General features: G+C 61.0%; 15 protein-coding genes. 8 read left to right on the forward strand and 7 right to left on the reverse strand.

Translation table 11 applies throughout. The annotated features are described in order from the left end of the window. Nucleotides 1–7: 7 nt before the first annotated feature. Together ASG47_RS19125 and ASG47_RS19130 are read right to left on the reverse strand one after the other, a co-directional pair. Nucleotides 8–931 (reverse strand): LysR family transcriptional regulator, encoded by a 924-nt coding sequence (locus tag ASG47_RS19125; RefSeq protein ID WP_061911841.1) that lies wholly within the window; start codon nt 929–931, stop codon nt 8–10. 306 nt (nt 932–1,237) lie between these two features. Beyond that, nucleotides 1,238–2,245 carry a mannonate dehydratase gene (locus ASG47_RS19130; protein WP_061911842.1) on the reverse strand — a complete coding sequence of 336 codons (1,008 nt, stop codon included), beginning with the start codon at nt 2,243–2,245 and terminating at the stop codon, nt 1,238–1,240. A gap of 124 nt (nt 2,246–2,369) precedes the next feature. Between ASG47_RS19130 and ASG47_RS19135 the strand changes: the two genes are divergently transcribed. Then, nucleotides 2,370–3,098: a FadR/GntR family transcriptional regulator gene (locus ASG47_RS19135; RefSeq protein WP_061911843.1), complete on the forward strand. Its 729-nt coding sequence runs from the start codon at nt 2,370–2,372 to the stop codon at nt 3,096–3,098. Beyond that, entirely contained in the window at nt 3,095–3,961 is an 867-nt protein-coding gene (locus tag ASG47_RS19140) for an SMP-30/gluconolactonase/LRE family protein (RefSeq protein ID WP_061911844.1), read from the forward strand. Before ASG47_RS19135 ends, ASG47_RS19140 begins: the two co-directional genes overlap by 4 nt. Nucleotides 3,962–4,023: 62 nt before the next feature. Here ASG47_RS19140 and ASG47_RS19145 read toward each other — a convergent pair whose 3' ends face one another. The 4 genes from ASG47_RS19145 to ASG47_RS19160 all read right to left on the reverse strand — a co-directional run bounded on the left by ASG47_RS19145 (nt 4,024) and on the right by ASG47_RS19160 (nt 7,625). Beyond that, complete coding sequence (locus ASG47_RS19145) at nt 4,024–5,727, reverse strand: alpha/beta hydrolase family protein (RefSeq protein WP_061911845.1); 1,704 nt, start codon at nt 5,725–5,727, stop codon at nt 4,024–4,026. 140 nt (nt 5,728–5,867) lie between these two features. Next, nucleotides 5,868–6,335: an AAA family ATPase gene (locus ASG47_RS19150; RefSeq protein WP_062629698.1), complete on the reverse strand. Its 468-nt coding sequence runs from the start codon at nt 6,333–6,335 to the stop codon at nt 5,868–5,870. A gap of 8 nt (nt 6,336–6,343) precedes the next feature. Continuing rightward, nucleotides 6,344–6,823 (reverse strand): hypothetical protein, encoded by a 480-nt coding sequence (locus tag ASG47_RS19155; RefSeq protein ID WP_156464173.1) that lies wholly within the window; start codon nt 6,821–6,823, stop codon nt 6,344–6,346. A 76-nt stretch (nt 6,824–6,899) separates the two neighbouring features. Beyond that, nucleotides 6,900–7,625: an SDR family oxidoreductase gene (locus ASG47_RS19160; RefSeq protein WP_061911848.1), complete on the reverse strand. Its 726-nt coding sequence runs from the start codon at nt 7,623–7,625 to the stop codon at nt 6,900–6,902. A 98-nt stretch (nt 7,626–7,723) separates the two neighbouring features. Here ASG47_RS19160 and ASG47_RS19165 point away from each other — a divergent pair, with 98 nt between their 5' ends. Both ASG47_RS19165 and ASG47_RS19170 read left to right on the forward strand, forming a co-directional pair. Next, nucleotides 7,724–8,305 carry a TetR/AcrR family transcriptional regulator gene (locus ASG47_RS19165; protein WP_061911849.1) on the forward strand — a complete coding sequence of 194 codons (582 nt, stop codon included), beginning with the start codon at nt 7,724–7,726 and terminating at the stop codon, nt 8,303–8,305. Between the two features lie 75 nt (nt 8,306–8,380). Next, nucleotides 8,381–9,271 (forward strand): LysR substrate-binding domain-containing protein, encoded by an 891-nt coding sequence (locus ASG47_RS19170; protein ID WP_061911850.1) that lies wholly within the window; start codon nt 8,381–8,383, stop codon nt 9,269–9,271. On the opposite strand, the gene ASG47_RS19175 is transcribed toward ASG47_RS19170, so the two are convergent. Further along, the gene (locus ASG47_RS19175; RefSeq protein ID WP_061911940.1) at nt 9,268–9,582 is read right to left on the reverse strand and encodes a CBU_0592 family membrane protein; all 315 of its coding nucleotides are present in this window, start codon (nt 9,580–9,582) and stop codon (nt 9,268–9,270) included. The genes ASG47_RS19170 and ASG47_RS19175 overlap by 4 nt on opposite strands. Nucleotides 9,583–9,849: 267 nt before the next feature. Between ASG47_RS19175 and ASG47_RS19180 the strand changes: the two genes are divergently transcribed. From ASG47_RS19180 to ASG47_RS19195, 4 genes are read left to right on the forward strand one after another with little or no spacing between them, the layout of a single operon-like run. Then, entirely contained in the window at nt 9,850–11,421 is a 1,572-nt protein-coding gene (locus tag ASG47_RS19180; RefSeq protein ID WP_061911851.1) for an ABC transporter substrate-binding protein, read from the forward strand. Continuing rightward, on the forward strand, nt 11,421–12,368 hold the full coding sequence (locus ASG47_RS19185) for an ABC transporter permease (RefSeq protein WP_061911852.1): 948 nt from the start codon (nt 11,421–11,423) through the stop codon (nt 12,366–12,368). The genes ASG47_RS19180 and ASG47_RS19185 overlap by 1 nt, the downstream gene beginning before the upstream one ends. Further along, nucleotides 12,365–13,192 carry an ABC transporter permease gene (locus ASG47_RS19190; RefSeq protein WP_061911853.1) on the forward strand — a complete coding sequence of 276 codons (828 nt, stop codon included), beginning with the start codon at nt 12,365–12,367 and terminating at the stop codon, nt 13,190–13,192. Before ASG47_RS19185 ends, ASG47_RS19190 begins: the two co-directional genes overlap by 4 nt. After that, nucleotides 13,189–14,793 (forward strand): ABC transporter ATP-binding protein, encoded by a 1,605-nt coding sequence (locus ASG47_RS19195; protein ID WP_061911854.1) that lies wholly within the window; start codon nt 13,189–13,191, stop codon nt 14,791–14,793. The genes ASG47_RS19190 and ASG47_RS19195 overlap by 4 nt, the downstream gene beginning before the upstream one ends. Nucleotides 14,794–14,806: the final 13 nt, after the last annotated feature.

Below are 14,806 nucleotides of genomic sequence, written 5' to 3' on the forward strand. Positions count from 1 at the left end.
CCTTACGTCAGGGCCAAAGCCCGGCCCTTGCCGTCGAGAGAATTTGCTGGCGTAGCCAGACATGGGCAGCATCCGCGTTCATTCGCGGATGCCAAAACATCGTCATTTCGAATGGCGCCAAATCGAGCGGGGTCTCGATGATCTCGAGCATGGACTCAAACCGCTGCAGAAACCGCCGGGGCAGGGTGCAGATCAGATCGGTGCTGGCCAGCATCAGCGGTGCCAATGCGTAACTTTGCACAGAGACGCTGACCCGCCTTGCCCGACCAAGCTCTGTCAGCGCCTGATCGATCATCCCTGAAAAGTGCCCACCGCTGGTGGAGATGAGCAGATGATCGAGAGCGCAGAATTCATCGAGCGTCATCGGCCCCGGATTTCGCGGATGGCCATGCCGATAGGCGGTCACGAATGCCTCTTCGAACAGTTTGCGCGCCATCAGGCCAGGCGCCGCGTCTTCGTTGACCCCGATGAAGACGTCCACCTCTCCCTGTTCCAAGTCTTCGGCAATCCGGGCCTTGTTGGGTACAGTAAAGGCAATCCGCGCGTCAGGCGCCGCGCTTCGAATTAGCGGGATAAGGTCGGGCGCCAGGATCGAAACCGGGTTATCGGTTGCGGCCACGCGAAAGATGCGCCTGCTGACGCTGGGATCAAAGACCCGCGCGGTGCCGATGAAATCGCTGAGCTGTTCCAGAAGGCTCGCCAGGTCGGGCGCCAAGGCCAATGCATGGGGCGATGCGACCATGCCCCGGCCTGAATTTGATGGAATAAAGAGCGGATCGCCGAGCAATTGCCTGAGACGCGTCAGCCGTGCCGACAGCGCCGACTGAGTAATGTTAAGCCGTGCCGCAGCATGCGTGACGTTTCGATCCCGAAGCATGGCATCGAAGGTCAGCAACAGGCCGATATCAAAGTCCGCGAGCAGATGGTTCAAGCTCTTATCCTCCGCTCCTGCGGTGTGCGGCCAGACATACCATCTCTCAACGCCGCGGTGCTTTGAAATTGCGCACTGCGACCAGCGCTTCAGGGGAATGGCTCCGGGCGATGCGCATCGCCGTCGACCGCATTTGCGATCATACTAATTCCATGAAATAGTACTAATCCGACCGCTGGGGTGGTGGCTCCCTGATCCAATGACCGAGTGCACTCGCCGATCTCATCGCGACGCACCACCGCTGATCTACTCAGCAAAAGGCCCGGCATCGCAAGATACCGGGCCTTTCATATCTTTGGTTCTAGATCAATGGCCGTAGGGATCGAGCCCATTGGCCTGGAACAGGGCGATGATGTAGCCGAACGCGAAGGCAAATGCCGTCTCGAAGGGTGCCTCGCCATCGATCTCCGGCATGTGGTCCGGCATGATCATGCAGTCGACGCCGCTCTCGTGATAGGCCTTAAAGCTCTGGGCCATGTTCATGTCGCCATCGTCCGGGAAAACCTCGGTGAAGGAATAGCGGCCGCCCTTGATATTGCGGAAATGGACGTTGAAAATCTTGCCGCGGCTGCCGAACCAGCGGATCACTTCGTCGATTTCAGCGCGCGGATTTTCCATGCTTTCCGCGATCGTGCCCTGGCAGAAATTGAGCCCATGATAGGGGCTTTCCGCAATCTGCACGAAGCGCTTGAGGCCTTCGGCATTGCCCAGCACGCGCTGTTCGACGCCGCGATAGCCCGGCGGGGTCAGCGGATCGTGCGGGTGGCAGGCGAGGCGGACCTTGGCGGCTTCCGCCACCGGCACGACGCGTTTGAGGAAATAGGTAATCCGCTCCCAGAACTGCTCGGCGCTGACTTTTCCGGCTTCGGTCAGCTCATCGCTATTGGTCAGTTGCTCATGCCGGAAGGTCGGGACGATAGCGCCGCCGCGGCCGCGCTCGGATGGCGTGCGCGGAATGCCCAGGAGGTTGAAATTGTATTTGGTCGCGTGGACACCAAGCGCCGCCAGATTTTGAATGATGGTGCACATGCCATCGATCTCGCGGTCGCGCTCGGGCGAGTTACCCAGCACGACGCCCGGCGATTGGTGGGTCCCGATACCCGAAGACGGCATCGGCAACTGCACCATATCGAGCACGAGCCCGTGCTTGTCGAGCCGCTCGATATGGCGCGCGATGACATCACGCGTCCATTCATAGGGATTGCCCGGCGGGTCGATGCAGACGTGCTTAAGGCCCAGTTGGCCCAGTTGCCGGAGGTAGCCGTCGCCGAGACGCTCCACGTCTTTGCCGCTAAGCTGGGTTCCTACATACATCGATGATCCAGAGTTGTGTGAACTTTGAAAAAGTTGTATGAAATATTTGCCGGTGCTACAAGTTGAATTCGGGCCACCTTCTCTAGGCTGAGGGGCTCGAAGACATCACATTCTGGGTGGGTTGATGATGCGGCAGGGTGCGGCGCGGCTGACGGATACGGTCAAGGGTGGGCTGATCAGCCTCATCGCGTCCGAAAACTTGCAGCCAGGCGACAAACTGCCGACAGCCGAACAGCTGTGCTTGAAGTTTGGTGTCAGCCGGACCGTTGTGCGTGAAGCCACTGCTAGCTTGCAGGCAGAGGGCCGGCTCGTCTCGAAGCGCGGTTCGGGCGTCTATGTCAGCGAAGCGCCGTCGCCGGCTCCCGGCTCGCTCGTGATGCGATCACCCAACGATATTGCCGATGTGATCGAGTTCATGGAATTGCGCATGAGCGTCGAAATCGAAGCAGCCGGCCTTGCTGCTGAGCGGCGCAACGAAACCGATCTCCTGCGGATCGAACAGGCCATGACGAGCTTTTCTCGGCATATCGAGGACAAGGCTATGGCGAGCGACGCCGATCGGGCGCTGCACCGCTCGATTGCCCAGGCGACCGGCAATCCGAAATTCGTCGAGTTCGTCGATCAGCTCGGCGAGCGCCTGATCCCGCGCAAAGCCCTTGGCGCTGCCTTTGCCGATAGCGACGAGCAGATCAGTTTTCTCAAGAAAATCCAGGAAGAACACCGGGCCATCGCCGATGCTATCGCTGATCGCCAGCCGCAACTGGCGCGCGATAGCATGCGTATCCATCTCGATAATGGCCGCCGGCGCTATCGCAATTGGAACCTTGAACACCAGACGGGTGAACCGCGATGAACGCTGCAACTGGCCCCGTTGACTTCGTCATCCGTGAGCGCTTCGGGGTAGGCGAAAGCGCAACCTGGAACGCCGCAACCGCCGAGCTTTTCTGGTGCGACATCCCCGCCGGCAAGATCCACGCTCTTCATATTGAAAGCGGCGCAAGGCGGGAGTGGTCCTTGGGCGACGAGGTTGCCAGCTTTGGCCTCGCCACAGGCGGGGGGGTCGTCGTCGCCCTATCAAAGAGCGTCATCCTCTTCGACCCCGAGACCGGCACCCGCGAGGTTTTGGCGTCGATCGATCTGCCGCCCCAAGTCAGCCGCCTCAACGATGGCAAGGTTGGCCCCGATGGCGCCTTTTACGTCGGCAGCATGGATCGCTCGCCTCAGCCGAAGGGCGCACTTTACCGCGTCGATGCCGCCGGTCGCGTCACCCTCCTTACCGAAGGCTTTTCTACCTCCAATGGTCTGGCTTGGACCAAGGACGGGAAAACCATGTGCCACTCGGATTCGCAGGGCGAGATGTTCATCGATCGCTGGGACTTCGATCCGTCCTCCGGCGCCATTTCCAACAAGCGCCGCTTGCGCGAACACGATCTCGCTAACGGGCGCGCCGATGGCGGCGCCTTCGATATCACCGATATCTATTGGTCAGCCGCGCCCTCCTGCAGCCGCATCAATCGCATCGATCTCGATGGCAATCTGCTCGACTGGGTCGATCTGCCCATCGCCAAGCCGACCATGCCCTGCTTTGGCGGACCGGACCTGCGCACCGTCTTCGTCACAAGCCTTGATTCCGGCCTCGCCGCACCCGGCCATGACGGCATCGTCAGCTTTCGCGTCGCCACGCCCGGCCTGCCGCCTTATATTTTCGGCAGCTAGTTAAACCCATCAAAACAAAAAGGCCGGTCGCGAGACCGGCCCTTCGTCATTCTGTCCCAGCCTCAGCTGACCGGGAACTGCGTTGCTTGCCCCGCGACAATATACCAAGTCACGAAGAGCGAGTTGATCAGCGCGCCCGGCAGATAGCTACCGGTCCTCCGATAGGTGAACGTCGAGAGGAACGCGATGATGGCCATCAGCGGCAGGAACTGGATGGCGACAACGGTATTGAGCGGCTCGTTGAGGCTCAGGAGGTGTCCGTTGATCAACAACCAGCCATATTGAACGACGAGAAACACGAGGAACCCCATCGCCAGTGCGCCGATATTGCTCAGATACTGCTTGGCCCGGCTGTCGCCCGTCACCGTCAGGCCGGTGTGGAGGCCACGCAGGGCCAGCACGAAGAACAGCGTAAACGGCACGAGATAGACGAGCGCGATCTTGGCCTGCAAGAGGCTCATTGGCTTCAACGCAACGACCCAGAACCGGAAGTCGATCTTGAAGAGGAAATCGGCTGCGATGACGAAGAGATAGCCGATCCCGACTGTCGCCAGCGCAATCAGGATCGAGCCGAGCACATTGCCCCGCGCCGAAACCTTTTCGCCCCGCAACACGAAGCCGATCAGGAAGACGATGACGCCATTGAGCACCGCCCAGAAAGCGATCTGGCTGGTGATCGTCTGCGGAAACAGCGCCGAACCCGGCAGAAGCTGGCCGCCCCAATAAAGGAACAGATAATAGGTCAGCACCGGAATGAAGGCGCTGAGCGCAAACCCGATCCACCACTTGGCCGTGCGGCTGCGATGCGCCGTTGCCACCGGCGCCTGGCGCAGATGGGCGAAGGTCGCAGTCGACAGCAGCATTTCAAATGTGCCGGCGAGCAAGATGATGAAGCCGACAAAGGCGATCAGCGTGCCGATTTCCTTCCAGAGCCAGATCTGGTCCGAGGAGGGAATGGGCTTGGCGCCTTCAAGCGTCTGGGCAAACCAGTCGATCGAATAGCCGATGGCTTCGGGCGAGATATGATCGCCCGGATGGGTCGTGTTCGGGGTCTGCAGCATGCGCGCGGTGCCGGCGGCAATGTCGCCATAGACATTGCCCGGAACCACCGCATCGGTCGTGCCGAATACGGCCTGCAGTTTCGGGCTCGACACGACGTCCTGCGCCCGATCGACGTTCCACATCAGCGGCGAGAATTCGTCGAATTTCGAGAATACGACAGCAAGGTTGCGCGGCCAGGTGGTCGAGCCTTCCTGCGCAAAGGGCGCGCCGGTGCTGGAGCCTTCGAGAACCACCGCTTTATAATCGTTCGGCATGGCCGCAGCCGCTGCCAGCACCGTCCAACCACCCATGGAGTGGCCTTCAAGGCCGATATTGTTGGTGTCGACAATGTCGAGACTGCGGAGATACGCGAGACCGGCAGGACCGCCAAAGCCATTGGCAAAGGCGGGCGCATCGGAATAGCCGTGTCCCGATTGATCGAGCGCCAACACGACATAGCCGCGGCGCGCATATTCGATGGCAAAGCCCGATTGGGTTTCGCGGCTATTGATGTAGCCATGGACCGCCAGAATGCCGGGTGCCTTGTTTTCCGCGGTCACGCCGGGCGGCACATACAGGAGACCGCTCAGAACCTGACCATTGGCGCCGTTGAAGCGTATATCGCGAATACTGATGCCGCCGGAGGTCTGGATAAAGTGCGCGAGAAGCGCACCGATAAGGATGACCACCCATCCCAGGTGGAACAGGCGAGATTGCTTTTTCATTTCAAAATTGCTCCCCAGCCAGCCGCTGCTTGGGCACAGTCATTCGGCCAGCCACTGGAATCGGTTATAGACCCAATCGAAAGAAAAGCGAACGAAAACGAAAGGCGTCACAGGTTAAGCGAAGAACCTGTTGGCGCTGCTTATCCGAGTGATTGCACTCGCTCGATGACGTTCCGTGCGACCTGGGCCGGCGTCAGTGTGGTCCCGTCGATCGTAAAAATCCCCAGCCGCCGATAAGTCGCCGCATCCTCGATCGCCTCGACGATGCCTGGCGCATGTTCGCCGCGCTTTTCAAGGCGGCGCTGGCGCTCGTCATCCGCGCAGTCCAGCAAAGTCCACGTCGCTTCGGGCCAATCAACCATCTCGTCCGGCGTTTGGACGCCGAATAACACCACCCGATCCGGCCCCACGCTTTCCACCATGGTGCGCACGAGCGCTGCATAAGTGGTCCAAGTGCTGGGTGTCGACGGAATATCAGCGCCGGCGAGTAAGCCCGCTGGTTTCATCAGCGCATCCCAGTCCAAGACAACCCACTGTGGTAGCTGGCTCGCAACCAAGGCAATGACGGTTGATTTCCCCGGACCCGGCGCTCCAAGGACAATATGCATGATGCGGCCTAAGCTCCGCGTCTCGCGTCAGCAAAAACGCCAAACGCGCGCAACAGGGCCCATGCCTGGCTCATGAAGCCGAAAAAACCGACCGTCCCGATCAGCACCCAAACAAGACTTTGGCCGAGGACGCCGTCCATTCCGGGGCTGCCCCATGTCCCGGCCAAGGCCGAGAGCCCGCCAAAGCCGCTCGCCAGGCCGAATGCCACGAAAAATGCCGTCACCGGTCCAGCAAGAACCACGGCCGCAAAAACAAAGACCATCGCCAACCTTGCCAGAGACGCCGTCTTGCCCCGAAAGGCCAATCCACAGGCCAAAAGACCGCAAACCGCACCAAAGCCGACGACCACCTCCTGGCTCGCATTGACGCCGAGACGATCGAGAACGAAAGCCGCAATCACGGCGACGCCGATCAGCCCCATGGTTGTGAGAATAAGTTTGCCCTTGTGCAGGTCGTTGCCCCTTGATGTGCCACGCAATTCTCGCATTTGTGCAGGGCTTCGGCCGCGGGCGCAAGTTCGCCGTCCCGGCCGAAGCCGGAACGATGAGCTGCAACCGTCCGTCCTAGGCCTTGAAGCCGGCAAGCTGCGCATGCAACATCGGATAAAGCTCCTCGGCCTTCATGTTCAGCATGGATTTTAAGCCCCGGGTGTCGTCGTCGGCCAAAACTTCGAGTGCGCCATTGGCAACGCCGTCATAGCCCTGCGACACGACGCTTGCCGCGCTGACCTTGGGCACATCCCAACGCGCGGACATGGCCGTGTCGATCATGCCGACCAATAGGCCAATCACCTGCGTCTTCTGGTCCTGCAACTGGAAGCGCAGACCGTTGGTCGCTGACCACATGGCGGCCTTCGAAACGGAATAGCCGGTGCCAAGCCCGATCCAGGATGCGGCCGATAGTACGTTCAAAATGGTGCCGCCGCCATGCGTCGCGAGCACAGGCGCAAAAGCGTTGGCGACGCGCAGATTGCCGAACAGATTGGTTTCGAGAATGCGCCGGAGGCTTTCTTCGGGACCCGCCAGCGAGTCGTTTTCCGGCGCGATGGCAGCATTGTTGACGAGAAGATCGACGTCGGCAGCAACCGTCGCAGCGTCGGTCACGGCCTGCGGATCGTTTATGTCGAGCGCGAAAGGCTGGATACGTGCATCTTCCCAGTTTCGCGGTTTCCGTGCGGCGGCATAGACTTTTCGCGCACCGCGTTCCAGCGCCTGCAGAACGAACTGCTCGCCTAAACCGCCATTGGCGCCCGTTACAAACACCGTGCGACCATCAAGTGACTTTTCCATGTGAGCTCTCTATATGAAGTGGGGACGATCCCCGAAAATTAAATGGGGACACTACCCACTTAAGCAAGGTGGTGTGGCGTTATTTTTAAGAGGCTGACTTGGCGAGCACGGAAAAGGCCCGGAAACCCCGCGCCGATGCGCTCAAAAACCGCGATGCGATTCTGGCGGCGGCGCGACAGACATTCGAGGCGGAGGGTGTCATGGCCCCGCTCGACGGCATCGCCGCGCTGGCCGGCGTAGGCAATGCCACGCTCTATCGCAATTTTCCGACGCGCGACGATCTGCTCGTCGAGATCATTCAATCGAGTTTCGAGACGGCGTTGGCAGAGGGCAGGGTGCTTTCCGAAACGCTACCGCCCGGTCAAGCACTCAGCGCGTGGCTGGTCAGCCTCGCCTGGCAATTGCGCATCTGGCACGATCTGCCCTATTGCCTCGCCTCCGCCCATGCCGAGCCCGGCGGCTCGCTCAGTGCGTCGAACCAGCCGCTGATCGACGAAACGGATCGCCTGCTTCAACTCGCCTTGGCGGCCGGACAAGCTGCGGAAAATGTCACGGCTGACGAGATCTATGAACTGATCCTAGCGCTCTCCTGGGCCATCGACCGTTACGGCGACAATGCCGAAACCGCGCGCCGCCGCGTCCTCATCGCCATCGCGGGCATTTGCGGAAAGCAGTCTTGACGCGGCTCTCTTTCGGCGCCGCGCCTGCCTGTGCTAATCGGAGGTACAACACCCCGAAGCGCGAACCCATTCCCGATGTCCAAGCTCGGCAAATTGCCGCCGCTCAATGCCCTGGTCGTTTTCGAAGCCGCCTCGCGGCTTGGCAGCTTTTCCCGGGCCGGTCTTGAGCTTGGTCTGACCCAGAGCGCCGTCAGCCGCCAGATCGGCAAGCTCGAAGCTTTTATCGGCTCAAAGCTTTTTGCCCGTGCCGTCCACGGCGTCCGTCTGACCCCGGTCGGCGAGGCCTATGCGGCCGACATTTCGCGGGTATTGGGTGAAGTTGCCGCCGTCACCGATGGCGTGCGTACCTGGACGGGCGCTCGCCAGATCACTGTCGCCTGTTCGCGCGGCATTGCCGATCAGTGGTTCATGCCGCGCCTCACGCGACTGCAGCACGATATTCCCGGGCTCGAACTGCGCCTCAAAGTCACCGACGACATCATGCACCTGCGGCTCGACGAGTTCGATCTCGCCGTCTTTTACCGCAGTGAAAAGCCGCTTGGGGTCAACACGATCGTCCTCGGCCGCGAAGAAATCGTCCCCGTCGCAGCGCCTGGCTTTCTCCCGCTGATGGATGTGCCCGATCCCGTCATCATCGGCATCGAGGAAACCCTGCGCGAATGGCAGGATTGGCCACATTGGTGGCGCAGCGCCGGCCTCACCGCGCCCACGGATCAACGCCGCTGGCTCCTTGGCGATTATGGCCTCTGCGTCGCCGCCGCCATGCAGGGTGGGGGATATGTGCTTGGCTGGACCTGGCTCATCCGTGAGCAGCTAGAAGCCGGCACGCTCGTGCCCATGCATGAGCACACGATGAAATCGGAAGGGCGCTTCTATCTCATGCGCCCCGCCGATCGGCATCAACGTCGCATCACCCGCGAAGTCGCCGATTGGCTCATCGCCAATAACGTCAATAACGAGGCTTAAGCTGCGACCTCGGTCGGCGGCAGCGTCTCGTCATTGGCCGGCGCCTGAATGGTCGCGGGCTTCGCGCTTTTCCGGCGCTGATGGCGGCTGTGGAGATAGCCGACGACGGTGAAAATCAGCCAGGCGACCTGGGTCAAAAGCGAGCCAAGGTTGAAATTCCAGATCAGCGAGTATATCAGGGCCACGCCCCCGAGGACGTTGAGCGCCGCATAGCGGCCGTCATCGATCGAGAGCACGCGCATCTGGATCAACGCATAGCCTGCCAGGTAGGCTACTGCGCCAACGAGCCCTACGGCAGTCGCAAGCTCCATCTCAAATGCTCCAAAATGCGCCAGGGGCGGCGCTGCAGTGCTGATCATGAATCCGGGACGATAGGCGCCGTTTTGCGCTGCGCCATCCTCCCCAAACAGAGGGGCATTTAGCCTCGAACCCGACCAAACCATGCACGCCGGATTCTGATAGGGGTATGATTTTATATCATGCCGGGCGCCATCATTTGCCCACTAGTATTCCGGCCATGGGGACGCCTCTGCTGCCCTGGCAGAACGGCGGAAGTCAAACAACAACAAGGTAGGAATATGTCGAACAACCAGTCGCCGTTCGCGCTGAGCCGCCGCCAGTTCATGGCCGGCGCCGCCGGGCTCGGTCTCACCACTCTGGCCAGCGGTCTCATCGTGCCGCAGGCCTTTGCGCAGGAAGCAACCCCCAAGCGCGGTGGCGTCCTGAAACTGGGCATCGGCGGCGGCTCGACCACCGACACGTTCGACATTCGCGTGCTCAATGATTGGGTGCCGGTCAACCAGGCCTATATGACCTTCAACGGCCTCGTCGAAATCGACAAGGACAACCAGGTCCAGCCCGAGCTCTTCGAAAGCTGGGAGCCCTCGGCCGATGCGAAAGAGTGGACCTTCAAGATCCGCCAGGGCGTCACCTTCCATGATGGCAAGACGCTCACCGCCGAAGATATCCTCTATTCGCTGAACCTCCATCGCGGCGAAGCCTCGACCTCCGCGGCCCGTTCCACCGCCGGCCAGTTCGCCGATGTGGTCAAGGTTTCGGATACCGAGATCAAGATCGTCCTCGATAGCGGCAATGCCGATCTGCCCTATATCCTGTCGGATTATCACTTCCTGATCGTCCCCGAGGGCTTTGAAGACTGGACCAAGCCGATCGGCACCGGCCCCTTCAAGCTCGAAAGCTATGAGCCCGGCGTGCGAGCCCGCTTCACGCGCAATGAAAGCTACTGGAAGCCCAACACCGCCTGGGTCGATGCCGTCGAAGTCATCGTCATCAACGATATCGCGGCCCGCACCAATGCGATGATGAGCGGCCAGGTCCACGCCATCAACCAGCTCGACTTCAAGACCGTTGATCTTTTGAAGCGCAATCCCAACCTTGAAGTCGTGCAGTCCGCCGGCGGCCAGCACTTCACTTTCCTCATGGATTGCACCCAGGGCCCCTATACGGACAACAATGTCCGCATGGCGATCAAATACGCCATCGATCGCGAGCAGCTCCTCACCACCGCCCTTCGTGGTTATGGCAAGCTCGGCAACGATCACCCGATCCCAGTCACCGATCCGTTCTATGCCGCCGACCTGCCGCAGCGCGCTTACGATCCGGAAAAGTCGAAATTTTATCTCAAGGAAGCGGGCCTCGATTCCCTCGATATCGAGCTCTCCGCCTCTGATGCTGCCTTCTCCGGCGCCGTCGATGCGGCTGCGATCTTCCAGTCTTCGGCTGCGGCCTCGGGCATCAATCTCTCGATCAAGCGTGAGCCAAGCGATGGCTACTGGTCCAATGTCTGGATGAAGGCGCCGTTCTCGATGGGATATTGGGGCGGCCGTCCGACGGCGGACCAGATGCTCACTATCGCTTACTCCTCGACCTCCGCGCAGAACGACACGCATTGGAAGAACGAGACGTTCGACGCCAAGCTCGTCGAAGCCCGCGCGCTTCTCGACAATGCGAAGCGCAAGGAAATCTACGCTGAGCTCCAGCAGCTGATCTCAGACGATGGTGGCGCGATGATCCCGATGTTCGGCGATTATCTCGATGCCGTCTCCACCAAGCTCGGCGGCGTCACCACTCACCCGATGTTCAACTTCATGGGCGCGCGCCTCGCTGAAAAGGTTTGGCTCGAAGCATAATGATCGAACTCATCCTTAAGCGTGTCGCGCTGGGGATCCTGACGCTTCTGCTGGTGTCCGCGTTGATTTTCGCGGGCACCCAGCTCCTGCCGGGTGACGTCGCCTCGGCAATTCTCGGACAGAATGCAACGCCGCAATCGCTTGCGGCGCTCCGACAGGACCTCGGCCTCGATCTGCCTGCGTGGCAGCGTTACCTCACCTGGCTCCAGGGCTTCGCCACGGGCGATCTCGGCATGTCGCTGGCCAATCGCCAGCCCGTCGCCGATCTCCTCTGGCCCCGCTTTGGCAATACCATGGCGCTTGCCGCCTATGCTGCCATTGTCTCGGTGCCGATTGCCGTCCTTCTCGGTCTTGCCGCTGCGGTCCGCCGCGGCGGCATTTTCGATCGCGGCATCAACATCGTCGCGCTCGCCTTCGTGTCGCTGCCCGAATACTTCTTGGGCCTGTTGCTCATTCTCTTCCTGTCGGTGCAGTTCAACCTCTTGCCGAGCCTTGCCGATACCTATGCGGGCATGAGCTTTCCCGATTGGCTTCGCGCCACGACCCTGCCGGCCCTGACGCTGGTTCTGGTCACCGTGGCACAGATGATGCGCATGACGCGTACCGCCGTGCTCTCGGTCATGGATCAGGCCTATGTGGAAACTGCATTCCTCAAGGGCCTCCGCACCAAGCGGGTCGTCCTTCGGCACGCACTGCCCAATGCCGCCGCGCCCATCGTCAATGTGGTGGCGTTCAACATCGCCTACCTCATCACCGGCGTCGTGCTCGTCGAAGCGATCTTCAATTATAACGGGCTCGGGCGCTTCATGGTCGATGCCGTCGCCAAGCGCGATCTGCCGCTGGTGCAGGCTGCGGCCATGGTTTTTGGGGCGGCCTATGTCATCCTCAATTCCATTGCCGATATCGCCGCCATCGCCCTCAATCCGCGTCTGAGGCATCCACGATGACAGCCAAACTCAAGGCAATCCCCATCTCCGCCTGGCTGGGCCTCGCCATCGTGACGCTCAACCTCCTCGTCTTCATCCTTGGGCCGATCCTCGCGCCCTATGGGCAGAACGAAATCGTCGGCGCGCCATTCGATCCACCATCGGCCCAGTTCTGGTTCGGTCTCGATCAAAACGGCCGCGACATGTTCTCTCGGCTTCTGGCCGGCGCGCAGATGTCCATCGGCGTTTCGCTCGCCGCCTCGCTGATCTCCTTTTCGATCGGGATACCGCTCGGCTTCATCGCCGCGCTTTTCGGCGGCTGGGTCGATACGGTGCTGTCGCGCATCGTCGATACCGTCATGTGCATTCCGGTGCTGATCTCGGCTCTGGTGGTGTTGCAGGCGCTCGGCTCATCCGTGCCGGTGCTGATCTTCACCATCGCGCTGCTCGACAGCACCCGCGTGTTCCGTCTCGCCCGTGTCGTCGCCCAGGGCATTTCAGTCCTCGAATATGCCGAAACTGCGCGTCTCCGCGGTGAAAGCCTTTTCTGGCTGATCACTCGCGAAATCCTGCCCAATGCCCTGCCGCCGCTCATCGCCGAATTCGGCATGCGCTTCTGCTTCACCTTCCTCTTCGTCGCCGGCCTTTCTTTCCTCGGCCTCGGTATCCAGCCGCCCTTCGCGGATTGGGGTGGCATGGTGAAGGATAATCAGCAGGCCATTTTGTACGGCCTCTACGCGCCGCTCTTCCCGGCCGCCGCCATTGCGCTTCTCACCATCGGGGTCAATCTCGTGGTCGATTGGCTGCTCAATTCCGGCGCCGCAGTTCAGGGAGCCGATCGTTGAGCAATATCCTGACTATTCGTGGCCTGAAGGTCGCGGCTCCTAACGGCGCCATCCTCGTCGATGGCATCGACCTCGATCTCGCCCCCGGCGAAGTCTTGGGGCTGATCGGTGAATCCGGCGCCGGCAAGTCCACCATCGGCCTTGCCGCCATGGGTTATGGCCGTGGTGGCTGCCGCATTGTCGGCGGCAGCATCACCATTGGCGAAACCTCGCTGATGGACGGCTCGCGCGCCACCCGCGAAAAAATGCGTGGCGCCCGCATCGCCTATGTCGCCCAGTCGGCAGCGGCGGCTTTTAACCCGGCCATCCGCATTGGCGAACAGATCGTCGAAGGCGCGCTCTACCACGCCAAGATGACAAGGCCGGAAGCGGAAGCCTGGAAGCTCGAGCTTCTCAAAACCCTGCAATTGCCCAATCCCGAAACTTTTGGCGATCGCTATCCCCATCAGGTCTCGGGCGGTCAGTTGCAGCGCGCCATGGTCGCCATGGCCATGTCCTGCCGCCCCCATGTGCTCGTCCTCGATGAACCCACCACGGCCCTCGACGTAACGACGCAGATCGAAGTGCTGGCGCTGCTTCGTAGCCTGATCCAGCGCTACAAGACCTCGGCCCTCTACATCACCCATGACCTCGCCGTCGTCGCCCAGATTGCCAATCGCATCATGGTGCTGCGCCACGGCAAGCTCGTGGAAGAGGGCACCGCCGAACAGGTGCTCGAAGCCCCGCGCGAGGATTACACCCGTATGCTCGTCGCCGAGCGGCAGGGAAATCTCTCCAATGCCGTGACCGACCATCCGATTGGCGAGGTGCTGCTCGACGTAAAGGCGATCGACGCCTATTATGGCAAGACCGCCGTCCTCGAGAACATCTCCTGCCAGCTCCGCCGCGGCGAAACCCTCGCTGTCGTCGGGGAATCCGGCTCAGGCAAATCGACCCTGGCGCGCTGCATCGCGGGGCTCCTGCCGACCTCGTCTGGCATGATCAGTTTCGACAAGAACCGGCTTGAACGCTCCTACAAGAAGCGCTCGAAAGAAGAACTGCGGCGCATCCAGCTCGTCTATCAACTCCCCGACGTGGCGCTCAATCCGCGCCAGACCGTCGGCGAGATCATCGGCCGCCCGATGAAATTCTACTTCGGTATGCATGACGTGCCGCGGGAGAAGGAGGTCGCGCGCATGCTCGATCTCATCGGCCTGCCACAGGAGTTCGCCACGCGTCTCCCCGGCGCGCTTTCCGGCGGCCAGAAGCAACGCGTTTGCATCGCCCGCGCGCTGGCGGCCAAGCCCGATCTCATCATTTGCGACGAGGTCACATCGGCCCTCGATCCGCTGGTGGCCGAGGAAATTCTAAAACTCCTCAAGAGCCTCCAGTCCGAGCTTGGCCTTTCCTATCTCTTCATCACCCACGATCTCGGCGTCGTCCGCCGCCTTGCCGACCGCACGCTCGTCATGCAACGCGGCAAGATCGTGGAGCAGGGGGCAACGGCCGAAATCTTCCAGCCGCCCTTCCACCCCTATACCGAAGAGCTCGTCATCTCCGTCCCCGAACTCCGCCGCGACTGGCTGGACGACGTTCTCGCCAAGCGCAAGGTGGCGGTTTAGCTCCAAGTTATCC

The organism is Devosia sp. Leaf420, from assembly GCF_001425445.1.
Classification (GTDB): domain Bacteria; phylum Pseudomonadota; class Alphaproteobacteria; order Rhizobiales; family Devosiaceae; genus Devosia.